This is a genomic window from Chryseobacterium camelliae, from assembly GCF_030818575.1.
Classification (GTDB): Bacteria; Bacteroidota; Bacteroidia; order Flavobacteriales; family Weeksellaceae; genus Chryseobacterium; species Chryseobacterium camelliae_A.
On the sequence record NZ_JAUTAL010000001.1, the window covers coordinates 1,895,822 to 1,919,241 of the forward strand.

Genomic DNA, 23,420 nt, shown 5'->3' on the forward strand with positions numbered 1-23,420 from the left:
GATTAAGGATTTTTGATATTAATATTGCTGAATGTAACGGCCGAAGAACTAAAAATACTCCATTTTTTGTTAATGACATCGTACACCCGGTTGCTGAATGACAGCTGATTATTCACATACACTACACAGACATCATTGCTGACGAAAGCCGTCACGTTATAGGTGGTTCCCAAAATCCCGGACAATGGATACGTGTTTGCCAGATCTTCGCTTCCACCGTTCATAACATAGGCAGCGATTCTGTTCGAGGAAGGTTCAAATGAAATTTTAACGCCATTCTTGCCGTCATCGTCCTGCGCCAGAATCAGTCCCGATGTTCCGTTTGCCGCAGCATTCAGCGTAAAACTGATCTGGTTGGCTTTCTGGAGCTTCCCGAACATCACCTGTGAATTGGCTGACAGATTGAAACCATTCCCGTTCTGTGAAGCATTCCCTGTAATTTTATCCACGGAAAGCGAAGCACTTGGACCGAACACGGATGATAAGGCAGCAATAGGTTTTACCGCCAAAGTTCCATCCGGATTCTGAACAAGCTGATGCGTTACAAGATTTCCTGCCCAGTCTTTTCCTCCGGTGTTGCTTTCCGGGACCTTTCTGGCCGTCCAGCCTACCACATAACGGTTGGCATTGTCTGAAACCGTTTTCGCGGCATAGAGATAAGAGCTCGTCCAGTCGGTCGTTCGCAGGTGTTGTCCACGGACCATTTGGCGAAGTTCCAATCCGGTAATGCGTTCCGCTGTTGCTGCTCCAGTTTTCAGAGAAAACAAGATACCAGTAATTGCCCATTTTGAAAAGGTCCGGGCACTCCAGCATTATATAATTTTCTGACGAAGTTGTCGTGTAAATCGGATTTTCTACCGTCCAGTTTCCGCTTGCGGGATTAGTTGTGGTAAATTTCAGCACCACCGCTTTTTTGGCTGACGTCTGCGCGGAAACCAGCATCCAGTATTTCCCCTCTTCAGCATTGAAAAACACTTGCGGGTCGCGGAATTCGTAATCATAATATCCTGCCGGAGCAGTAATTTTAAAGTTTTTGATTTTCGTCCAGTTCTTCATATCGGTACTTGTTGCCAGCAATACACTTTCTCTCGGGTTGCTTGATATAAAGGACGCAATCTCATTATGACCCGTATAATAGTAATAATAGGTGTTCCCTACTTTCACCAGACTACCCGTTCCGACGCCAAAATCCGGTTCAGAAGCCGTTCCGTACGGAATCTGTCTTCCCTGATAGGTAAAATCCTTAAAATTAGTCGTTTCAAAGCTGTGAATATCGTGAAATCCCTCACCCGCAGGTTTGGTTTTGGCATCGTGCAGGAAAAAAAGATGGAATGTTCCGTTTTCATAATACGGCATCACATCACCTACGTATCCGGCAGTGTAATACGGATTATTATCTCCCATCCATTGATTGGGCGGCTGCGGAAAGAGATTGGTCTGTCTGAAAATCTCATCCGGATTCACATTCGCCACCGAATCAGTATCCTGGCAGGAATAAGTGGCCAGAATCATTACAGCGGCTAAATATATTTTTCTGATTGTCATGGATTTTGATATTAATGCGTTACAAGATAATTAAGGCTGTTCTCCGTGATTTTTTTGATGTTATCCAAAAATCCGTTGGCCTGGCTTGGCGTTCCGTTAGAGGTTTCGTTGTACCAGTCGTAAGAACCCATCGAGATGGTGATGCATTTTTTATTGGCTGTTCCGCCCGGAAATTCGGCCACAGCTACACGTCCATCCAGCGTATTGTCCCAGGCTTCACTGGCCAGGTTGTTTCCACCGGTCTGGGTTCTCCATCCTGCGCCGTTTCCATAGCCGCCCCAATCCGGCAAGAACCACCACGCCGTATGATTCAACCGGAAGGTTCCTTTCTGAAGGAAATTGGCTTTCCCGGATTCATAGGTTTGCAACCCGTCGAAAACAGGGTGCGTTTCATTCCCTTTGAAGGAAATTCCCCAGTCGTTGTTCGCATCAACAAACCCGTTCGGAAGGAAATCCCCAAAAACGTTGTTCGGCCCTTTTCCGGAAGGCACTATGGCCAAAGCATCCACATACTGAGCGGCAAATCCTGTTAACAGAATATTTCCGCCTGCATTCAGATAAGTTTTGATTTTCGATGTTACGTTGGCATTCAGTGCATCGCCCGGCAAAGCGGTAGCCGAATCAAAATGCCACCACAACGCATCAATTCCGGTCAAGTTGGCCGTGCCATTAGAAATATCATTTATCGAAATATAAACTGCTCCTGAATATTTCCCGAAAAGCCAGTCTGCGGCTGCAATTTCATCAGGATTGGTAAGACCTGTTCTGGTGGCTGCCATTCCCAGAAATGCTACCGTTGGCCCTGAAACCGGCGTGGTTACTTTTGCCGTGTAGACTTCAGTCAGATTCGCATTGGAAACGGTAAACTGTACAGGACTGCTGAAATTAATCGTAGTTCCTGATGCCGGGCTGATGCTCACACCGCCGGGCATTTCGATGACAGGCTGCAATGCGGTAAGATTAGTCCCTTCCGGCATGGTGAGTGAAATCGTTTTACCTGAATAGTTGATGGTAGCCGATAATCCATTGATTTTAAAACTGATAATCGGAACCTGAGCCTGAACGGTCACCAGATAGTCTTTGTAGATATTCCCGTTTTTCACCCGGTATTTTACAGGCTGGGTAAAATCCTGCACCGTTCCCGAAGCCGGGGAAATGCTTGCGCCCTGCGGAATTTCAATGGCTGGTGATACTGCGGTTACACTTGTTCCGTATGGCAGCGTTACCGTGATTTTATCATTTTTATTATCAATGTCACCTGAAACACCGTTTACTCTAAAGGAAGACACATTCACCGGAACATCCGTTACAAGCCCGTCCTCCACATTGTTATCGCAGGACCAGACGAGTACTGCGGAAACCAGCAGCAAAACGAATATCCGGAATTGATTACCTATTGTTTTCATAAATCGTTCGTTTTTAATAACCGTTATTTTGTTTGTACAACCCCTGGCTGAAGTTAATCTGAGCCAATGGAATCGGGCAGTATTCTTCGATTCCGTGGTCAAATCCCGCCTGCGAATAATACGACCGTTTTGTTTTCTCACCTGAGTAATACGTATTCATAGTCGTTGCTGTTGTTCCCCATCTCACCAGGTCGAAGAAACGGCTGCCTTCCATCGCAAACTCCATTCTGCGCTCCCATCTCAGGGCTTTTCTGGCAAAATCCTGATTCCAAGTACAGTTCACGCCCGGCTCATATTTACTAATCAGATTATTGGTAGTATAGCTTCCGGTTAAAACCGTACTGTTCGCGGCACGCTGCCTCACCTGGTTGATTAACGGCAATGCTTCATTGATTTGTCCAAGCTCGATCAAGGCTTCGGCTTTCATCAACAATACATCGGAATAGCGGATGATAATCCTGTTTTTGGAATTGCCGTAGAACGGGTCCACGTTTACCGTACAGCCGCAGCCCACCGGAACATTTTCCTTTAATGACGCATAATAACCGTAGGTTCCCGGGCTTCTGTTCCAGCTTTCCTGGTAGATTTTGTTTTCCTCATATTTCCAAGGCAGTCCCGGCAAAGCCACTGTGTGATACAGCCTTGGGTCCACTTTGTAATTGTTGAGCTGATGATAATCCAAATCCGTATCGTTATAGGTATCGAACATCGGTAAACCTTGCGGTGTGGTTTTGAAAGCATTTACCAGGTTCTGGCTTGGCTTGTGGAAATCGCAGCATCCCAGACCTTGCGGAAGAGACAGGACATCGCCGTAATTCAGCCTTCCGAAAAGTGTTCCGTCGTTGTCGGAATACTGGATGGAAAAAACCGATTCCGGACCGTTCTCGTGTGTTCCCGGAAGGAAGTTGTACCCAAAATCCGACTCCAAAGTATAGTTCCCAATCACCTGGTTGGCCGCATCAATGGATTTCTGAAGCGTTGCCGGGTTGATTTGGGTCACCGTATAATTATCGTCCTGTTGATAAGCCTGATACAGCCGCACTTTGGCAAGATAGGCATACGCCGCACTTTTCTTCGGCCTTCCGACTTCGGATTGGGTTGAAGGAAGATTGGCAGCCGCAAATTCAAAATCAGAGGCGATGGCGTCCCACAATTGCTGGTCGGTTTTTGCCCGGTTGGAAATTTTCGGGTAATCTTCAATCGGCGTATTTTCGTCTACGTAAGGCACATATTTGAAGAGGATTTTCAGCATAAAATAAAAATGGCCTCTTACGAATTTCATCTCGGCAATACGCTTCTGCTTGTTCGGATATTGCGCTTCGGAAAGCTGATTCAGTGCTGCAATAGCTTTGTTGCAACGTCCGATTCCCACATAATGCAGAGACCAGAGACGGTCTAATTCACCAAAATCCGAACGGATATTGTTGGAAATTTCAAAAAAGTGAAATGCCTGGATGTCGTTGGTTCCGCTTCCGCCTTTGTAGGCATCGTCAGAACGTACATTTCCGTAAGGCCAAAGGCTGAAAGGTGTGTCATAATGGTCGTTGCCGAGCGAAGCATAAGCCGCCACCACAAAACCGTCCACATTCTGAGGAGTTACCACATCGGCTTCGGAAAGCACCCCTCTCGGTTCATTGTCCAGGAAATCGTTGCAGGAAGTCATTCCCAAAAGGAATGTACAGGCAACTGTTAGAAATATATATTTTTTCATTGTTAAATATTATTTTTTAAAGTTTTTAGTCTCTAGATTATTTACCACAAACCGATGGTCCGACGAAGTCAAAAGGCACAAAAGTTAATTTTATAATTTTCATTCAGATAGCCGTAGTTATCAAAAGATTAAAATCAAAGATTTTAAAACTTTTGTGAACTTATTTGATATTTCACATTCAGCTTGATATATACAATCAGCATCTTTTGTAGCTTTTGTGGTTGAATAAAAGTTTTTCACTTAGCGAGAGTTGTATTGAAATTTTATAATGATAAATTAACTCCAAAATTAAACGTCAGCGGAAGCGGATAGCCGAAAGCCGGTGTCTCCGGGTCGATGCCTGTGAAACTCTTGGATTTGATGGTTAGAAGATTCTGTGCACTGATGTAAATCCTGAAATTGGTGATTTTATACTGTTCCAGCACATTTTTCGGAATGCTGTACCCCAATTGTAAAACCCTTAATTTCAAATAGCTTCCGTTTTCCACATAATAGGATGAAAACCTGGATTCCGCATTGCTATCCACTGTCGTCAATGCCGGAATATCGGAATTCGGGTTCTGCGGCGACCACGCATTGAGCAATCTCGTTCCTTTGTTGGAACCGACATCGTCCACGCTCCAGAAATCGGTCTGGTATTTTTTGGTATTGATAACATCTACATCGCCGATGCCTTGCCAGAAGGTTGACAAATCGAAATTTTTATAAGAGAAATTAAGATTAACGCCATACATAAAACCCGGGTTCGGATTTCCAATCCACGTTCTGTCTTTATCGTCGATGATGCCATCGTTGTTTAAATCGGCATACCGGATTCTTCCCAAGCCTTTTCCGGGTTGTGTGGCAGAATTATCCACCTCGGCCTGCGTCCTGAAAAGTCCGTCGGCAACATAACCGTACATTGAATTGATTGATCTTCCCAAGATATTATCCGTCGTTCCGTTTCCGCCATAATTGTTGATAACCGATTGCGGCAACTCTGTGATTTTGTTCCGGTTCATTGAAAAGTTCCCTGAAATTTCGTACCCAAAGCCACCAGCCGTTTTATCGGCATAGCCTAAAGCGACCTCAAGCCCTTTATTTTCCATAGATGCACCGTTAATCCAGCGGTTTCCGCCCTCGCCAATAACCCCGAGATACGGCGGCAGCACGAGAATGTCTTTGGTTGCTTTTTTGTAAACATCCACGCTTCCGGTCAGCTTCTGATTAAAAAATCCGAAATCTAGTCCGAGGTTGGTCTGCGTAGTGGTTTCCCATCTTAAATCATCATTTTTAGTTTGAGTGGCAATAAATCCTGATGGCAATAAACCGCTTCCTACCCCGGAAATATCGTAAGCAGTACCGTAAGAAGTTGCCCAGGTGGGATTGCCGCCTGCATAATTCGCAATGTACAGCGAGTATACCGCCGAGTTGCTGATTTCCTGGTTTCCGGTCTGTCCCCAGCCTGCTCTCAGCCTCAAATCCGAGAAAAACGGAATCCATTTCTCTGCAAAATCTTCTTTGTTGATTCTCCAACCCGCCGAAAATGCCGGGAACGTTCCGAAACGGTTGTTTTTCCCGAATCTTGAAGAGCCGTCATAACGCACGGTTGCGGAGAACAGGTAACGGTTGTCATAATCGTAGGAGAATTTTCCGAAATAGGACAACAGGCTGTAATAGGTCGAGCTTCCGCCGTTGAAGGCATCGCCGGTTCCGGCATCGGGATACATATAATCCGGTGTTTCAATCAGGAATCCTTCTTTCCTGAGCCAGGTATTGTTGTAGGTATCGCGGTACATTTCCATCCCGCCCAGCAAATCGAAGTGGTGGTTTCCTGCTTTGGCAGTGTATTGTGCGGTATTGCTCCACGTCCATTTTTCGGTATCGGACTGGTCGATGTTCACCGCATTGGTCTTGTTCTGAAGATAACCGGAAACATAGCTCCGTTGCAGCATTCTTTTATAGTAGTTTGAAAAATCAATCCCAAAGCTGGATTTCAGGGTAAGGTTTTTCACGGGCTGCAATTCGGCGTAGACGTTTCCGAAAAAACGCTGGTAACGGTAGCCGTTATCTTTGTTGTATTCCAGAAGACGGACAGGATTCTGACGGTCGTTCATCCCACCTACCGGGCCGCCCCACCCGATTCCGTCCACGGTGTGAACAGGAATGATAGGCAGCGCTCTCAAAGCAGGGTCCAGAACACCGGGGTCCATCACTTCATTGGTTTTGTTGAAGGTAAAATTTTCCCCGATTCTCAGCTTTCCATCAAAGAAATTGTAAGATGTATTCACACGGGCAGACAATCTCTTGAAATTGGTCAGCTTTACGATACCGTCATTGTTATAATAGCCCATTGAGAAATAGTAAGCCCCTTTATCAGAAGCACTTGAAACCGCTACATCCAGTGAATTGGCAACGCCGGTCTGGGACACCTCATCGTACCAGTTGGTGTTGGCCGATTTGATGGTTTTCGCTGCATCCAGGTATTCCGGAACATAGCTGTTGTACAAGGTCGGGACCCCATTCTGAACGCCCCAGTCGAAGGTGTAGCTCAGGTTATTGTTATTCGGGTTCAGGCCGTCGTTGATGTTGGCCTGCCAAAGCACCTGCCCGAACTGTTTTGCGTTGAGAACAGGGGTCTTTTTTGCGTATTGGGAAAAGGCTGTATAATAATTGAGGTCAATTCTCATCTTGCCTTTTTTTCCTTTCTTCGTGGTAATGATAATCACCCCATTGGCTGCCCTGGAACCGTAGATGCTGGCGGATGAAGCATCTTTCAGCACCTGCATTGTTTCGATGTCGGCAGGATTCAGCTCGTTCATTCCTGCTTTTGTGGGAACACCATCTATCACGTAAAGCGGGTCGGTATTGTTGAGCGTTCCTACACCTCGGATAAGGACTTTGGTATTTCCTCCGGAAGGCGAACCGTCTGCAGAGATGTTGACCCCGGCTACCCTTCCCTGAAGGGATTTGATGGGATTCGGTTCTGCCTGTTTGTTCAGGTCTTTCATATCGACGATGGAAACGGCTCCGGTGATATCGGCTTTTTTCTGTTTCGTATATCCGGTCATCACGACTTCATCGATGTTTTTCACCTTATCGGCAGCCAGAACAATGTTGAGGACGGTCTTCTCATCCACCACCACTTCCTGCGTGGAGTAATCGGGATACGTGAAAATAAGTTTGTTTCCTTTGTGCAAATCAGTGATTTGAAATGCACCGTTGCTGTCGGTGGTCGTGGTAGCCCCTGTTTCGGAAACCGTTACGGTAACGCCGCTCAGCGGTTTCTGATTGGAAGACAGCACTTTACCCTTGACGATTTCCTGTGCCAGGAGGCAGGAAAATGGGAGAAGGCAAAAGGCAATGGCCATTTTATATTTCTTCATATCGTACAGTTTTAGTTTTAATAAAAATTTTAATTCATATTGGGGCATCATCGAATGTTATTGATGGCGCCCTTTCAGTGCTTTTATTTGATATTTACCTGATGGGCATTGATATGTAATGAGCTTCCTTTCGTGTCTGTTGATAGTGTCAGTTCTGAGAAATTTTCGTTGGGAAAGAAGATTTCGGTCAGTACTTTTTCACCGTTATTAAAGAAGATTTCTATGGAGGTCTTATCCAAAACCACTTTCATTTTTGCATTGGTATACGCCCGGCTCAGCGGTGCTTTGGTAACGGGCGTTGCGTAATTTTTCCCGAAAGCTGTTTTCCCTGATCTGGAACGGTCGACGAAGAGTTCCCCGGTCTTATTATCCATCCCGAAAATCAGTTCTTCCCCCAATGAATTTTTCAGTGCGAAAGTGTAGGTTCCGGCGGTCATTTTGTTTATATCCAAATCTAAAATGGCTTTGCTAAGGTCAATTTCCGATTTGCCCAAGAGTTTATTTTCAGGTTTTACATTGATTTTTTTCGTTATGGATTTCCCCTGATAATTTTTTAGCTGGGAAACGGGAACATTCCTGAGGATATAACCGTCTTTTGTTTTTTTGAGTGAAACTTCCCTTGCCACGGTCATACTGCTGCGCCACGCTTCCGTAGGAACTTCCTGCGCATATTCCCAATTGCTCATCCAGCCGATGATGATTCTTTTGTCCTGCGGAATATTGTCGAATGATACACTCGCATAGTTGTCTTTTCCCCAATCCAGCCAGGCGGCTTTTTCTTTATGAAGTTGTTGATTAAAAAGTTCATCCGTCTTAAAAGTTTTCCCGTCGAAATCACCGACAAAATACTGTCCGGCAGAACCTTTGTTCGGACCGCCCGGATTGATGTTGACGATCAACACCCATTTTTCTTCGTTGGTTCCTTCCACTTTCAGCGGAAATAAGTCGGGGCATTCCCAAACGCCACCGTGCGCACCTTCCTCTTTCCCGAATTCGGATTGGAATGTCCAGTCTTTCAGGTTTTTTGATGCGTAGAAGTGTGTTCTGTCCTGAGCAGCCAATACCATGATCCACTGTTGTCTTTTAGCATCCCAAAACACTTTCGGGTCACGGAAATCACGGATTCCGGGGTTTTGAAGAACCGGATTGGAAGCATATTTTGTCCACGTTTTGCTGTTGTCGAGAGAATAAGCGATTCCCTGGGATTCCACGTCTATTTTCCCGTCTTTTTCACGGTTGGGATTGTGATAGGTGTAGATGGCGACGACCGGATTGTTTTTGGAATCTCCGAAACCTGAAGTGTTGTTTTTGTCCACCACTGCACTTCCCGAGAAGATGTATCCCAAATCATCGGGAGACAGTGCCAACGGCTGTTCTTCCCACTTCACGAGGTCTTTGCTGGTAGCGTGTCCCCAATGCATCGGTCCCCATTTGTTCCCGTCGGGATAATACTGGAAAAAGAGGTGGTAGACACCGTCTTTGTAATAGAGCCCGTTCGGGTCGTTCATCCAGCCTTTTTTAGGACTGAAATGGAAATTGGGTCGATAGAGCTGCTCTTCCTTAGAATCTGACTGAGCGTTGAGATTCGAAAAAAAGACAGACGCGACAATTAAACTTGATATTATTTTTTTCATTGGATTATTTTATCTCGAAGATTTTGAAGGGTTTATTCTTTTGTAAGTGTTTTGCTTAATTTTTCCAGTGATACACCTTTTGTTTCCGGCATCATAAAAATCACAAATAATAGCTGGAATACCATTGCGATCGTGAATACCAGAAATACAGTTCCGGCGCCAATCGTTGAAAATAACGTTGGAATAAGGGACGGAATTATCGCTGCCAAAACCCAATGCGTAGAGCTTCCGAATGCCTGTCCTGATGCACGGAGATGATTCGGAAAAATCTCGGAAATGAAAACCCAGATCACCGTTCCCTGTCCAATGGCGTGAGAAGCGATAAACAGGAATAAAAATACAGGAATCGCCAAGCCCGACCAATGGAAATAAAATGACATAGAAACGAGTCCCAATGAAATGATATAGCCGATAGAACCAATGTACATAAGGGTTCTTCTGCCAACTTTGTCGATAAGATTAACACCAACGAGGGTGAAAACCATATTGACAATTCCAATTCCGATGCTGCTGAGCAGTGCGGTTTTCTCACCCAACCCGGCCTCACCAAAAATCCTTGGTGCATAATATAAGAAGGCGTTGATTCCCGACATCTGGTTGAAAAAGGCAACCAAAAAAGCCAGCATCAGCGGGAAACGGTATTTTTTCATAAAGATGTTCTCCTTCGGCGCTTCGGCGTGGTCATCTTCCATCTGTGTGATGAGCGTGTCGGAATCCTGGTCCGGACTGATGATTTTCATTACATTTTTAGCTTCTTCTATTCTGCCTTTGGATACCAGCCATCTTGGACTTTCCGGAATTATAAGCACGCAAAGTGTATAAATACTTGCCGGAATCGCCTGGACACCAAGCATCCATCTCCAGTCGTTATCTCCGATTCCGCTGAGTAGATAATTGGATAAGAAGGCCACCAAAATCCCCAAAACAATGTTGAACTGATAGAGCGAAACGAGTCGGCCACGGTCTTTTGCCGGTGCAATCTCAGAAATGTAAGCCGGTGCAGCAACGGTAGACGCACCAACACCTAAACCGCCCATAAACCTGAAAAATGCAAAGAGATAAGGGTCGTTGGAAAATGCTGTTCCGATGGCGGAAAGTGCATATAATACACCGATGGCCAGTAAGGTTTTCTTTCTTCCGAATGTATTGGTTGGGATTCCGCCGAAGATGGCTCCTATAACGGTTCCCCACAATGCCATTCCCATGACTACCGCACCGTGGAAGGCGTCTGAGCTATGCCAGAGTGCCTGTAATTTTTTATCAGCCCCGGAAATCACCACAACATCAAACCCGAAGAGAAATCCTGCCAACGCTGCGGTGACAGACCACATCACAATTTTATTCATATATAGATATTTATTATTTTTTAATGGTCAAATAAAATCGCTTATTCTTCATTGATGCATGTGTTTACAAACCATAGCGATTTCACCTTTTGAAAATATTACTTTGTTTGTGGCTAATATATTCCGGGACAGGAATGCGAAGGTCTAATTATGTAACAAAATATTTCGTCAAGGTTAATTATTTGTTAACTAATTTTAATTAACTGAAAATCAAAACTTTAAAATTGATATAATTTTAAACTATGATAATGATGTTTCAAAAATGTAACACCATTCTATAAAAATGTTACGTGGATTATGAGGATTTTCAGAAATATGAACGAATGTTAGTATGGGAAGAGTGACCGAAATTTGAGGTGGGGTTTTGGGAATTTACGGCTTTGGTTTTTATAAGATGAATACTTTGAGAAAGCAATACATCATTGTTCACCCGGATACATATGCCTTATTAGTGCTTACAACGATATCGTTCGCACGGATATTTACCATTCTATTCGGGAAACATAGGAAAAGATCTGTAAGGATTAATTATTCTCCTCACTAAACCCCTTCTTAAACACATTCGGAGAAACCCCAAACTTATTTTTGAAGACCGTGGAGAAATAATTAGGGGAAGAGAAGCCGGTTTTATAAGCAATTTCGGAAATCGTCAGTCCGGGATTTTGCAGCATCGATTTTGCCTGTTCCAAACGAATATTGTTGATGTAGTCGCTTACATTCACATTAAACATTGCTTTTATTTTCCTGTAAAGCTGGATTCTTGAAATATTTAGTAAATCGGCAAGATTTTCCACTGAAAAATCTGGATTGTCGATATTAGTTTTGATGATCTGATTCAACTTGTTCACGAACGTCTGCTCCATACTTCCGAAGGATTTGCTGTCCACAATTCTTCCGATGTTGTTGGTGTAATAATAACGTAGTTTTTCGCGGTTGTAAAGCAATGAACGCAGCGACTGTGTCAGGATCGGATAGCTGAAAGGCTTCGTAAGATAAAGATCAACTCCGGATTTCAGTCCCTGAAGATAAGATTCCTTATTATTCAAAGCCGTAAGAAGAATGACAGGAATATGAGATGTTCTGAGGTCTTTTTTCAGAATTTCACAGATTTCAAAGCCGTTTTTTTCAGGAAGATTCACATCGCAGACAATGATGTCGGGAATCTCGCTTATCGCCTTATCAATCGCATCTGTACCATCGGAAACCATCACATCAAATTCTGTCTGAAGCTTATTGCTGAGGAAAAACGACAAATCCGAATTATCCTCCACCAAAAGCAAAGAATACCGATCACCTGGATTTTCCTGGCTTTGCATAAAACTTCCTTCTTCCACCAAGTCAAAAACATCTTCTTTTGCCAACGTTTCCGCATCCATAACACTCGGTTCTTGTATCATCTGGTCTTCATTGAAATGCTTATTCCCTTTGTAAAGGCTGATGCTAAATTCTGTTCCCTGAAAAGAACTGACCTCAATTTTCCCTAGATGAAGCTCCACAAACTGACGGCTGAGATGAAGCCCGATTCCCGAGCTGTTTTTCCGGTTGTTGGAACCTTTAAAATAGGGTTCAAAAACGTTGCTGATTTCTTTTTCCGGGATTCCTATACCATTGTCTTTAAAGCTGATAACCGCCTGATTTCCTTTTTCGTGAATCGTAATTTCAATTTTCCCATTGTCCGGTGTGAACTTAAAAGCATTTGACAAAAGGTTAAAATAGACTTTATCCATCAGGTTTCTGTCAATATACAGTTCCAGATTTTTGTTTGCGGAATGGATTTCGAACTTAATATTCCTTTTTTTGGCCTCATTTTCAAAATCCCTGAAAATCCCATAAGTGAAATCATAAATATTGGTTTTGGAAACCCTTAGATTGAAGGTTTTATTTTCTATTTTCCTGAAATCCAAAAGATTATCTACCAACCTTAGCAGACGGTTTGAATTTTTATTTATCAGTTCCAGCTCATAAGACGGCTTTGTACCTTTGCTTTTAAGAGTATCTTTCAGTGATTCCAAAGAACTCAGGATGAGCGTTATCGGCGTTTTGAATTCGTGGGATAAACCGGTGAAAAAGTTCACTCTCGCTTCATTACTTTCTTTGAGCTCGTTAGCAATGGTTTCAATCTGATTCCGCTGAATCGTCACACGTTCATTAGTGAGGGTAAGCTGTTTATTTTTAATTTTAATGGTATAAATCAGGTAAATAGCATAGGCAATCAGACAAAACATCAGAATCAGAAGAACAACAGACCATCGGAATAATTCTTTCTGGGAAGAATAGAGTTCGGTCTGCTTTTTCATGGCATTCACCTGATTTTCGATAACACCCTGCTGTTCGATGATTTTATCGAACTGGTTGCGCATGATTTCTGCATTAAACCTGTCGATAATGGTTGTACTGAGCTTGATGCGTTTCGGTGGAATTTGCCCGTTGTAAATTTTAATGGCGGTTTCGATAGCTTCCGTTCCGCCGGTAGGATAAAGCAAAGTGGCATTAAATTTACCATCCAAAACCATCTGAATTCCACCGTCTTTGGTGTTCAAACCATCCACACCGATGAATTTGATTTGATTTTCCACACCGATATTTCTCGCTACCTGCCACGCTTGTGCAGCCAAGTCATCATTGAATGCAAAAACATACAGGCTTTGATTTCCTAATGAATCCAAAGTTTTTCTGAATGCTTCAGCAGGAAGACCTTTAAAAGTTTTTATCAATTCCGTATTCGGATTGTTTTTGATCGTTTGCCGGAATCCCAGACTCCTTTCTGTTGTGGGCGAAGAATTATCATCACCTTTTATTTCAATGATTTTTTTTAAATTTTTAGAATCTGAAATGATGTATTGCGCTGCTTCTTTGCCAATCTCCACATTATCAGCACCGATATAAGTGGCATATTTATCAGAATTGATTTTCCTATCCACCAAAATCACAGGAATTTTTTTTGCAAAGGCTTTTTCCACCACAGGAACCAGTGAATTAGGATCGATAGGTGAAATAATGATAATATCCGCTTTATTGTCAATCATTTTCTGAATATCCCCTATCTGTTGCTGAACCGACCCTTCTGCTTTTCTAATGCTTAATTGCACCTCAGAATGCAAAGACGCCTGAATCTCCATGGAATGATTCATAGCCTGTCTCCAGGGATGATTTCCCAAACCTTGCGAAAAGCCGATTTTTATTTTATCCGATTTTTCGGAAGCATTCTTGCAGGCATGCGAGATCATCAGCAATAAAAATAAAACGATAGAAACTTTGGGAAAACCAAACGTTCTAAAAACTTTTTTCGTAGACATATTAACACAATATTAATAAAGTTGTTTTACACCAACAATTTTTGATGAGAGTATTTTATCTTAATTAAGCATTAGGCTATTGATCTAACAATATTAAGAAGTTACAATTTTATAAGTTTTGTAACATCATTGTAAAAATCTTCTGAAAGCACCCTCATCACACCTTTAATGAACTTCGACAGACAAAGGTTTTGCAGCAAAAATCCATTCATCAATGCAAGGTCAAATCATTTGAACAAAAGGTGAAATGTGCAATCCTGCTTGCCGATAGATTGGGAACAACAGGAATAAACAATATTGACCATAAGTAAAAAAATTATGAGAAAACTTTATCTAAGTTTGTTTGCAGGACATATCAACGTCCAATCCAGAAAAATTGCGTTCATTGGTCAGTCCGATGTTTATAACAGCAATATCCCGACAGCCAGCGATGGATTAACCTATGATGATGACAGAGCAGCGGCAGTTTGGTTCATGGAAACTTTTCTTCCATCACATTCCGGAAACATCTCCGGGAGTTATTTTTCTTTTCAGGATTGGTGAACAATCTTTGATGATGCGCGCTGCGAAAATTCTACTTTAGCACTACAACATTAATTAATGCACATCTAATTTTAATAGATTTTGAATGCCACCTGTGAGAATATAATTATGTCACCAAGTAATTTATTAGAAGAAGTTCAAATACAATTACAAATTTTTAATTTTTTTTTATATACCAAATTATCACTAATATATCTTTTAACACCTTCAAAATACTGTCAATATATACTAATAGATGTTGTGAGCAGAGTCCTGTCAAGTTCACAACAAGATTTACATCTGAGGTTTTAATGCTCTTATGTCGGTTTTTTTTATATTTTTTATCATCTTTTTCTTAAAGTAACCTTAGTAAATTCATGAAATAATCAATCTACCTTACCGGGAGAAAGAGATTGTATCACTTGTTCGCGGTTAGAAAGACCAAAATCAATCAATGTATTCAGTACCACCCAGATTTCCTGTGCATGCTCGGTCAGGACATAATACGTAATATCCTGAGTGGATGTATATTCAAGCTTCTTTTCTATCAATCGGTGTGATTCCAGTAATGAAAGCTCGGAACTTAGAACTTTGGGAGAAATGCCTTCTGAAACTTTAAAAAAATCTTTGAATCTAAGCTTTTCGTGGTAATGCAAATCCAAAAGAATAGAAAAACGCCATTTCCCGCTTAAAAGATCCAAAGTGTCCCGTAAAGCTATAAATCTTTGTTTAAGGATTTGCTCATTTTCTATACAAGGTTTTATCTTCTTTTCCATAGTACTTTCCTACAGGTTACCAAATACAAATATACTAAACAGAGAAACTAAATTTGTTTAAAAGAATTGTAACATGAAAAAAATATTGGTAACCGGTGCTACAGGAAAACAAGGAAGTGCCACAGTGTATGAATTATTACAAAACGGTTTTGACGTGTTTGCACTTACCAGAAATCCGAAATCGCCGGAAGCTGAGCAATTGAAGGAAGCCGGAGCCCAACTGGTAAAAGGTGATTTGGAAGATGTGGCTGTTTTAAAAGATGCATTAAGCAAAGTAGATGGCTTGTATCTCGTTTTACCTCCCGTGTGGATCTCAAATGTGGAAACCGATGAAGCTGAAGCAGCATTAGGCATACAGACTCTGAAATTAGCTGAAGAACAGGGCATTCAGTTCGTGCTGTACTCTTCCGTTATGGCTTCGGACAAACAGGATCTGTTCCGTCCGAAATTTAAATTTACTATAGAAAGATACCTGCTTGAAAGTCAATTGCAAGGTGCAGTGATCAGACCTGCATCCTTTATGGAAAACTTACTCTTACCAAGTTTCGGATTAGGTGAAGGAAAATTTATTAATCCGTTGCCTGAAGAAATCCCCATACCTTGGGTTGCTACAAAAGATATCGGAACTTTTGCACGTATTATATTTCAGCACTATAATGATTTCAATGGAAAAACAATTGATTTTGGAGGTAAACTATTAACACCCAAACATGTTTGGAAATTACTGGAAGACAAATTGAATCAAAAAATCGAATTCATACAGATTCCTGTCGAAATGCTGCATCAGCAAAGCGAAATGTTTGCAAAACTCGTTGAGATGATTGCCAAAGAAGGCTATGATCCTATCGACTATGAGTTGATCTCATCCTGGATGCCAAAGCTGACAAGTTTTGAAGAATGGCTGGATGCTGAAGGCGTTGATAAAATCAAAGAGCTACAGGCTTTAAACAAATAAAATTAATTCGAACAAGTTGTAACAATAATTGATGTGAAACCGCATAGACGTTCAAAGCGATATGCGGTTTTATAATTTTGAAGTATGTACACTTAAAAAATAACCTTCTGATAATTGTTAAGTCAGGTGAATGTATCAACTGTTGAACCACACACATACAATGTCTTGAATGTGAAGAATAATGTATATCGAAAATACATTGCCCTTCGTGGTATAGCACTTTAAGTTACTCTGAGCATATTTCTGCCAGTCGTAGTTTTACTACAATTTTGCAGATTAACTGATAAATTACATTGAGTAATGTGTTTTTTATCTAAATTCGGTGAGATAATACCAAAAATACGCACACAATATTATGAAAAACGCTTCAAATTCTGAGAAAGTTTCAGACAGCCACATTGCGGGTATCAACCGTGTGGTAAAGCTGGAAATTGTGGTTGAGGGCAGGGCTATCAAGCACTTTAAAAACTTTCGTTTACAGCAGAGTGCAAGAAAGCACCATGATTTTGAACTGGTATTGGCTCATGACTCCCTGGGTGATAGACAAAACCACAACCTGGAGCAGGCCCAAAAGTTTTTAGGAAAAAGAATCACCGTTATCTTCAGATATAAGGATGCAGAAAGCAATAGCCCCGAGAGAACATTTGTAGGCCTCATCACACAGGTAGCCTTCAGTCAGGAAAAAATGAGCCTGGGTAATATTGTCTTAAAAGGAAAAAGCCCTACTATCCTCATGGATGCGGCTCCGCATACGCAAAGCTTCGGAGGAGATCAGCCGGTGAATACCCATATTATTGCCAGCCAGATCATTCGGGAAACCTTCGGGAACAATAAATTCGATTTCAGGGTAGACACCCAGAACAAAAGCTACATCACTTACAGCTCACAATACAATGAGACCCATTACAATTACCTTAAAAGGATTGCAGAAGCCTACGGAGAGCAGTTCTATTATGATGGCGAAGTCCTTCATTTCGGGAAGCTTCCTTCTTCAGAAAAACCGATCCAGCTGGTATATGGCAGCAATGTAAATGATGTGATCGTAGAGCTGAAAGCGGTTCATATTAAGCCGGAATATTTTGGCTACAGCAGCAGCAGCCATACTAAAATGTTGGGTACCGATGAACGTATACAACATTTGGGAGCATTGTCCTCCAAAGCTTATGAACTTAATGAAACTATTTTTACTACCCGCTCCCTCACCCCCACTCCCGTGAATGCCAATATGTTTCTGGATGTGGACGACTCTCAAAAGAGCGCAAGAGGAAGTAAAGCGGTAGAGGTCTTTACCGTTACGGGACAGACAACCGTTCCTTTCATGTATATTGGTTGTGTGGCAGATTTGGCCATGAGGAAGACAGACACCAATGAAACCTCCCATTTTACAACACTTATGATCACTGAATTGAGCCATGAAGTGAATGCAAGAGGATATTATACAGGAAGCTTTGAAGCCATAGCAGAAGGTACCGGTTTTATGCCAAGACCTGATTTTGAAATGCCGAGAGCTGAGCCACAGATAGCCACCGTCATATCTAACACGGACCCTTTGAACCAGGGCAGAATACAGGTTCAGTTTGACTGGCAGCTCAATGGTACGACACACTTTATCAGAATGATGAGCCCTGATGCCGGAGGAACAGATGCAGTCTCCCAAAACAGAGGTTTTGTAGCCGTTCCTGAGGTTGGCGATCAGGTGATGGTAGGATTTGAGTATCACAATCCTGATTTCCCATTTGCCATGGGTGGTATGTTTCATGGTCAGGTAGGCCTTGGAGGAGGCGTAGACAACCATCTGAAATCAATACAGACAAGAAGCGGTATTAAGGTACTCATGAATGATGCAGAAAAGAGCGTAACCATTAAAGACCCAAGCGGAAATACCTATTTTATGGACGGCCAGGGAAACATCCACGTTACTGCACCAAAGAACATCACCTTCACTGCAGGAGAAGATATGCACATTTCCGTAGGCAGAAATATGACCACTAAGATTGGACAGGACAGCACCCTGAATGTTGGAAATGACCATACCGAATCTATTACCAAAAGATATACCCAGACCTCAGAAAATAAAACCGTTACCGTAAGGCGGGATCAGACGGAAAGTACCGGCAATGCATTCAAAAGTATTTCCGGAGAAGCTGATATACAGACCTCTAAAGGTGATTTAAAACTGAGAGGAACATCCCTGGCTGTATTCCAGGGAGGAAAAGACGTTAAAGTAAGTAAAGGCTAGATCTTGTTTCGGGTGATGAAATATCAATTTTCATTGCTGACTGCAAATGTGATTTCCGCCCCTACAATTGAATCCAAAACATTACCACATGGAAGATCAGAATACTTCAGCGCACGATCAGAAACTTTCTGAAAAAAGAGCAGAAAAAGAAAAAAAATCCACCGAAGATTCTCCTACGGAAAAAAGAGAAATGGTCATGCACGGCGCCAAGCTGAAGTGCCCCTATGCCCAGGGGCCCGGAGAACTGAAAGTGACCTCTAATGAAATAAACCTTCAGGATAAGATATTTGCCACAGAGGGTGACGGAAATAATATGGTCAATCTCCAATTCAAAGGAACCTGCGGACATCCCAAATGGCCGGCAAGAAACATGTCTCCTCCACCCTGCATGAGCGTTATAAAATTGAGTCCATGGCAAAACCTGGGAACCTCGATTATACAGGAACAAACAACTTTAGTAAAAGAATCTTTTATCACCTGTGATCCTGATTTTAATACGGCTGTTGCCAAACCTATTCCAAAGGCTCAGAGTATAAAGTCCAGTATTGAAAACGATAAGCCTACTATCATTTTAGGGTATTGGGTTAATCAAAATAATCAAAAAATAAAGCTGCATCCTTATGGGGATGAAAAATTACACTTTTTCTTTGAAGCGAATAAAGCAGCCATAGGAAAAAAGATCACATTTATGGTATATGAATCAGATACAGGTCCCATTAATGATGATCATGTCTATGAAAAAAATTACATCATTGCCTCTGAAAAAAATTATATCAATTTCCCGTTAACCGCAGATCTGTTTACAAAAGGAGAGGAAAGTATTTTATATCTGTATGCAAAAATTGAACTTGAAGATACAACCTATGAACTGCCGCAAGAAACTGATTACCTCAAAATTCATGCAGTTGAGTTTGTTCCAAAGATAGAAGCCGCTTTAAAATGGTCAAAAGCTAAAATGCTACAAGACATTTGGTTTACTGGCAATGAAAATGATAAACCTTGGTTAATTGATCCTAAAGTTGGCTTATTATCCATGGATTGGGTATTATCATATCCCAGAATGAAAACTGAATATGATAAGATTATTACAGAAAAATGGAAATCGGAAAATGCTATAAAGCTCCTGAAAAAAAGGATTAAAGAGATGGTAAAAAATCCTAACGTCAATTTAAAACTTCCTAAAAAAGATAACGAAACAGTCAATTTCGGGGTATCTGAAAGTAAAATACAAAAGTTTGATCATATCGAACAGCCTAAGCTAGGAGGACAAAAGGCGCAGGAATCCATGCCGTTATTTGAGAGATACTACTATCAGAGTGTTTCTTATAATATCAGTAAAAATGTTTTTTCAATGGAACCATTAGACGATTTGTTTGGGGCCCTGGCAAGTTGCCAGTTTAGAGTCATTGCTTTTGGAACAATTACGAGGAAAAACAATAATTATCGAGTTAAAATCACAAAAATCGGAATTTACATAAAGGACAGTTTCGATTTTATAACAGCCAGTGAATACCTGGGTGACTGGTCGCCTAAAAATAATGCCGTATCGGTAAATCCATATGGACCGACAATGCCTACTTATTATAAGATAGAGAATAAATCTTATAGGGACTGGAGGAAAGATTATAAGAAAGGAATGGATTTTAACCTATATACTGATGTAAAATATTTAAATGTATCTCATGAATTTAATGCTTCCCCTCAGGAAATTGAATAGATTATCATATGCTGTTTTATGTAGTGTTGTTTTTTATGTCGCTACGTCAGTACTCTATTTTATATTGGATAAACTCGTTGATAAAGTGGTGGGGTCTCCTTTGGGATCTGCCTATCACTGGACGTACCCTTATTCATTTATAATGATATTTGCTATTTTTTTTATGATAACGATGGTACTATTGGGAAGAACCAAAAAGACGATTCAAAACAGCATGTTCTACCTCATTTTTTATGTGCTCTGGATCGTACCTTCTCTGCTTTTTTCTGGTCTTTTATGGTCTTTTTTTGATATGAATGCAGGTTACTTTCCCCAAGGATCTGATTTTTTAAAAAAAATATTTTCAGATATGTTTTATGGTTTAACCTGGGGCGGTTTAGCTGTTGTAAGCGCAATACCTTTTAACCTGTTCGTTTTTGCCGTATCATTTTTTATTATTAAAAAGTACAGAACCTTTATCAACAGTAATTCTCAGACCAGTATTTGAGGAAAAACAGAAAACGGCAATTACAGAATGAGTTACCAGTTTACTATACAAAAAAAGAAAGCTTAGCTACCTGCTTAAACAATAAACTTAGCGTAACAGTACTTAGTCACTGTAATTCTGAAAAAAAAGATTAGACGTAGCTGCATAGATGCTCATAGCTACTGAAAGATTTACCTTCAAAATTATGATTGAAAGTAATCAAAGATTTAGGAACACAATATAAGGAAAGGATTTTAATTAATAAGCTCAAAATAAAATGGTATGAGTGAAGCACAGGGACAAGATGAATATGCAGCAAACCCCAATCAAAAGGTGTATGATCTGCCGCATCAGGTAGATCATGAAGTGAATGTGGTGAAAATATATTTTGCGAAACAGGTGCCTAAAATGACCTGGGAGACTAAAGAAGAAACCTATACTGTAAAAAGCGGCGGCCAGGTATCTGATGTAAAAAAGAAGTATGTAAAAAAAGGAAGAAGAAACATTCAGGCCGAAAAAGAAGACTCCGTAAGGTTAAGCGCCAAAGAATCGGTAAAAATCACCTGGGAAGAAGAAGTCCAGGCAAAAAAAGCGGATGGCAGCCCCGATTTTGATTTTGAGAGAATAAACAGCACCACCATTAAAAAGAAAGTATGGGTGGTTGCAGAGTGTCAGGGAGCCAGTGGAAAGCTCTCTGTGGAAATCCATGAAAATAAGCTTACCCATACAGAAAACATATATGAGAATCCTGTCAGGTTTCTGGATGGTGAGACGGAGAAAAGTATTATTGATTTCACCATTGACGGAACATTGGTCTACGCAAAAGAAATAACGATGCGCCCGAAAAGTGATGAAGATTTAAAAAAACTGATAGATCAATTTAACAAAAGAGACGATAGAAATGCATTTTTGTATTTCAAGGCCGAGGTGAAAGAAACGGAGGATGAAGTGAAATTCCCGGATGAGACCCATGAGTTTCTGAATAAAGACAATGATAGGTTTGAGATCCGATATTGTAATTGTGGGAACAATTATGATATTACCTGTACCCGGTACAGCGGAAAATACGGACCAGCCTACTGGGGATCAAAAAAGCTTGAGAATTATGCCGATTGGGATGCTTTAATTGAAGATAAGAAAATTACAACGGAAGAAAAAGCGATCCTGGTGGGAATGTCTGAAAATGAAGGAAAATTAGATTCCGTTCAATCCTATGACTGGGACCTTTCCGGTGAACAGATGATATTAACCGCCGGAGCCATGCAGAAAACCGTGGACCATACTGGAAAAGGTGAGTTTACGACACAAGTTGAAGAATTCAAGGCTCAATATCCTGAAAAATATGACGAGCTGTTTGTATCATGTGGATGGACGGTGGACTCCGGAATTCTATACTATAAAGATCCATCAGATCCTAAAGCGGAAAAAATTACCGGCAAAACATTATCAAATAAAATCAGAGAAAACTGTAAAGAATCTTTATTCGGAAAAACAGTAGAATGTAAGCCTTTGCAGCCAATCGTAAATGCTGTTATCGATAAATCATTTCAGGAAAAACAGGTACTGGATTTTATCAAAAGATTAAAAGAGGTTGTACTGCCGTTAACACCTACAGGCTACACCTATAAATTATCAGATTATTTACAATCAAAGTTGGGTAAAGCCACGGTTTTGGATCACCATATTAACAGACCGGGATTTGTAAAAGATGATTTCGGGGCTGCACTGGGCCGTTTTTTCGCAAAAAAAGATGCCAACACAGCTAAAGAAAATAAAACCAGAAAAGAAGGTGAAAAATTAGAGAATCTATCAAGGAACCCAGCAGAATGGGGAAATATGCACAGCGAGTATGAGCAGGAAATCCTTGATGATTACGGTAATAAAAGAAGAGGTACCGATATGGATAAGCGGTATGGAAAAATGAAAAAAAATTCCAATCTGTCATGAAAAAAAGCGCATTCATCATAATGATCTTAGGGATCTGTATTACATGTGGCAACACCGTTTCCAGGCGCAATCATGAGGTGCAGAATACGATGGTAAAGAAAGATACCATTGTTCCGTTAAATGATACTGTATCATTGTACTATGCTTCCTACAACAGCAATATGAAATTATGGTACAACCTCTATATTGTAAAGAAAAACAAACGCATAAAAGTGGGTAAAGGAAATGAATACAAAGGCAGTGGAAGTGAACTCTTTTCCCGGCTTTCTCCCAATGCAAACTATGTTGTGGTAGATTCCGTCATCAAAGATTATGTGCATGAAAGTGATACAGACAGCACTCTTCATGAAAACTATACGTGTGCCATCATCGATCTGAAAAAAGCCAAAATAATACGGCAGATGCAGCAGGATTGTGACGGGTCATGGAACAAAAAAAACCAGTGGGTTTCCTCTGGTGGGAAAGTAGTTTTTTAAATAGACTAATGGTTGAATC

16 protein-coding genes are annotated in these 23,420 nt (G+C 41.2%); 7 read left to right on the forward strand and 9 right to left on the reverse strand.

Going from position 1 to position 23,420, the window contains the following annotated elements:
- Positions 1 to 2: 2 nt before the first annotated feature.
- The 8 genes from QE404_RS08590 to QE404_RS08625 form a co-directional block, all read right to left on the reverse strand.
- The gene (locus tag QE404_RS08590; RefSeq protein ID WP_307453825.1) at positions 3 to 476 is read right to left on the reverse strand and encodes a glycoside hydrolase domain-containing protein; all 474 of its coding nucleotides are present in this window, start codon (positions 474 to 476) and stop codon (positions 3 to 5) included.
- Positions 442 to 1,545 (reverse strand): family 43 glycosylhydrolase, encoded by a 1,104-nt coding sequence (locus QE404_RS08595; protein ID WP_307453827.1) that lies wholly within the window; start codon positions 1,543 to 1,545, stop codon positions 442 to 444. The genes QE404_RS08590 and QE404_RS08595 overlap by 35 nt, the downstream gene beginning before the upstream one ends.
- Before the next feature lie 11 nt (positions 1,546 to 1,556).
- Complete coding sequence (locus QE404_RS08600; protein ID WP_307449292.1) at positions 1,557 to 2,951, reverse strand: DUF4960 domain-containing protein; 1,395 nt, start codon at positions 2,949 to 2,951, stop codon at positions 1,557 to 1,559.
- Positions 2,952 to 2,964: 13 nt separating this feature from the next.
- Entirely contained in the window at positions 2,965 to 4,662 is a 1,698-nt protein-coding gene (locus QE404_RS08605; RefSeq protein ID WP_307449294.1) for a RagB/SusD family nutrient uptake outer membrane protein, read from the reverse strand.
- A gap of 263 nt (positions 4,663 to 4,925) precedes the next feature.
- The gene (locus QE404_RS08610) at positions 4,926 to 8,027 is read right to left on the reverse strand and encodes a SusC/RagA family TonB-linked outer membrane protein (protein ID WP_307449298.1); all 3,102 of its coding nucleotides are present in this window, start codon (positions 8,025 to 8,027) and stop codon (positions 4,926 to 4,928) included.
- 83 nt (positions 8,028 to 8,110) lie between these two features.
- The gene (locus tag QE404_RS08615) at positions 8,111 to 9,661 is read right to left on the reverse strand and encodes a glycoside hydrolase family 32 protein (protein ID WP_307453829.1); all 1,551 of its coding nucleotides are present in this window, start codon (positions 9,659 to 9,661) and stop codon (positions 8,111 to 8,113) included.
- Between the two features lie 32 nt (positions 9,662 to 9,693).
- The gene (locus QE404_RS08620; RefSeq protein ID WP_307449306.1) at positions 9,694 to 11,007 is read right to left on the reverse strand and encodes a sugar porter family MFS transporter; all 1,314 of its coding nucleotides are present in this window, start codon (positions 11,005 to 11,007) and stop codon (positions 9,694 to 9,696) included.
- Between the two features lie 524 nt (positions 11,008 to 11,531).
- Complete coding sequence (locus QE404_RS08625) at positions 11,532 to 14,303, reverse strand: hybrid sensor histidine kinase/response regulator transcription factor (RefSeq protein ID WP_307449309.1); 2,772 nt, start codon at positions 14,301 to 14,303, stop codon at positions 11,532 to 11,534.
- A gap of 318 nt (positions 14,304 to 14,621) precedes the next feature.
- On the opposite strand from QE404_RS08625, the gene QE404_RS08630 reads away from it, so the two are divergent.
- The gene (locus tag QE404_RS08630; RefSeq protein ID WP_307449311.1) at positions 14,622 to 14,846 is read left to right on the forward strand and encodes a hypothetical protein; all 225 of its coding nucleotides are present in this window, start codon (positions 14,622 to 14,624) and stop codon (positions 14,844 to 14,846) included.
- A 365-nt stretch (positions 14,847 to 15,211) separates the two neighbouring features.
- Here the strand turns inward: QE404_RS08630 and QE404_RS08635 are convergent, their stop codons facing one another.
- Complete coding sequence (locus QE404_RS08635; protein WP_307449314.1) at positions 15,212 to 15,601, reverse strand: winged helix-turn-helix transcriptional regulator; 390 nt, start codon at positions 15,599 to 15,601, stop codon at positions 15,212 to 15,214.
- A 73-nt stretch (positions 15,602 to 15,674) separates the two neighbouring features.
- Here QE404_RS08635 and QE404_RS08640 point away from each other — a divergent pair, with 73 nt between their 5' ends.
- The 6 genes from QE404_RS08640 to QE404_RS08665 all read left to right on the forward strand — a co-directional run bounded on the left by QE404_RS08640 (position 15,675) and on the right by QE404_RS08665 (position 23,401).
- Positions 15,675 to 16,556 carry an NmrA family NAD(P)-binding protein gene (locus tag QE404_RS08640; RefSeq protein ID WP_307449316.1) on the forward strand — a complete coding sequence of 294 codons (882 nt, stop codon included), beginning with the start codon at positions 15,675 to 15,677 and terminating at the stop codon, positions 16,554 to 16,556.
- Between the two features lie 355 nt (positions 16,557 to 16,911).
- Complete coding sequence (locus tag QE404_RS08645; RefSeq protein ID WP_307449319.1) at positions 16,912 to 18,795, forward strand: type VI secretion system Vgr family protein; 1,884 nt, start codon at positions 16,912 to 16,914, stop codon at positions 18,793 to 18,795.
- Between the two features lie 196 nt (positions 18,796 to 18,991).
- Positions 18,992 to 20,512 (forward strand): DUF6402 family protein, encoded by a 1,521-nt coding sequence (locus QE404_RS08650; RefSeq protein WP_307453382.1) that lies wholly within the window; start codon positions 18,992 to 18,994, stop codon positions 20,510 to 20,512.
- On the forward strand, positions 20,478 to 20,999 hold the full coding sequence (locus tag QE404_RS08655) for a hypothetical protein (RefSeq protein ID WP_307449320.1): 522 nt from the start codon (positions 20,478 to 20,480) through the stop codon (positions 20,997 to 20,999). The genes QE404_RS08650 and QE404_RS08655 overlap by 35 nt, the downstream gene beginning before the upstream one ends.
- Before the next feature lie 261 nt (positions 21,000 to 21,260).
- Entirely contained in the window at positions 21,261 to 22,925 is a 1,665-nt protein-coding gene (locus QE404_RS08660) for a hypothetical protein (protein ID WP_307449324.1), read from the forward strand.
- Positions 22,922 to 23,401 carry a hypothetical protein gene (locus tag QE404_RS08665; protein ID WP_307449327.1) on the forward strand — a complete coding sequence of 160 codons (480 nt, stop codon included), beginning with the start codon at positions 22,922 to 22,924 and terminating at the stop codon, positions 23,399 to 23,401. Before QE404_RS08660 ends, QE404_RS08665 begins: the two co-directional genes overlap by 4 nt.
- The last annotated feature ends 19 nt before the right edge of the window (positions 23,402 to 23,420 follow it).

Excerpts from the sequence above, each read along its gene's own strand:
- QE404_RS08595 (WP_307453827.1), bottom strand. The coding sequence starts at position 1,545 with ATGACAATCAGAAAAATATATTTAGCCGCTGTAATGATTCTGGCCACT.
- QE404_RS08600 (WP_307449292.1), bottom strand. The coding sequence starts at position 2,951 with ATGAAAACAATAGGTAATCAATTCCGGATATTCGTTTTGCTGCTGGTT.
- QE404_RS08605 (WP_307449294.1), bottom strand. The coding sequence starts at position 4,662 with ATGAAAAAATATATATTTCTAACAGTTGCCTGTACATTCCTTTTGGGA.
- QE404_RS08610 (WP_307449298.1), bottom strand. The coding sequence starts at position 8,027 with ATGAAGAAATATAAAATGGCCATTGCCTTTTGCCTTCTCCCATTTTCC.
- QE404_RS08615 (WP_307453829.1), bottom strand. The coding sequence starts at position 9,661 with ATGAAAAAAATAATATCAAGTTTAATTGTCGCGTCTGTCTTTTTTTCG.
- QE404_RS08620 (WP_307449306.1), bottom strand. The coding sequence starts at position 11,007 with ATGAATAAAATTGTGATGTGGTCTGTCACCGCAGCGTTGGCAGGATTT.
- QE404_RS08625 (WP_307449309.1), bottom strand. The coding sequence starts at position 14,303 with ATGTCTACGAAAAAAGTTTTTAGAACGTTTGGTTTTCCCAAAGTTTCT.
- QE404_RS08630 (WP_307449311.1), top strand. The coding sequence starts at position 14,622 with ATGAGAAAACTTTATCTAAGTTTGTTTGCAGGACATATCAACGTCCAA.
- QE404_RS08635 (WP_307449314.1), bottom strand. The coding sequence starts at position 15,601 with ATGGAAAAGAAGATAAAACCTTGTATAGAAAATGAGCAAATCCTTAAA.
- QE404_RS08640 (WP_307449316.1), top strand. The coding sequence starts at position 15,675 with ATGAAAAAAATATTGGTAACCGGTGCTACAGGAAAACAAGGAAGTGCC.
- QE404_RS08645 (WP_307449319.1), top strand. The coding sequence starts at position 16,912 with ATGAAAAACGCTTCAAATTCTGAGAAAGTTTCAGACAGCCACATTGCG.
- QE404_RS08650 (WP_307453382.1), top strand. The coding sequence starts at position 18,992 with ATGCACGGCGCCAAGCTGAAGTGCCCCTATGCCCAGGGGCCCGGAGAA.
- QE404_RS08655 (WP_307449320.1), top strand. The coding sequence starts at position 20,478 with ATGAATTTAATGCTTCCCCTCAGGAAATTGAATAGATTATCATATGCT.
- QE404_RS08660 (WP_307449324.1), top strand. The coding sequence starts at position 21,261 with ATGAGTGAAGCACAGGGACAAGATGAATATGCAGCAAACCCCAATCAA.
- QE404_RS08665 (WP_307449327.1), top strand. The coding sequence starts at position 22,922 with ATGAAAAAAAGCGCATTCATCATAATGATCTTAGGGATCTGTATTACA.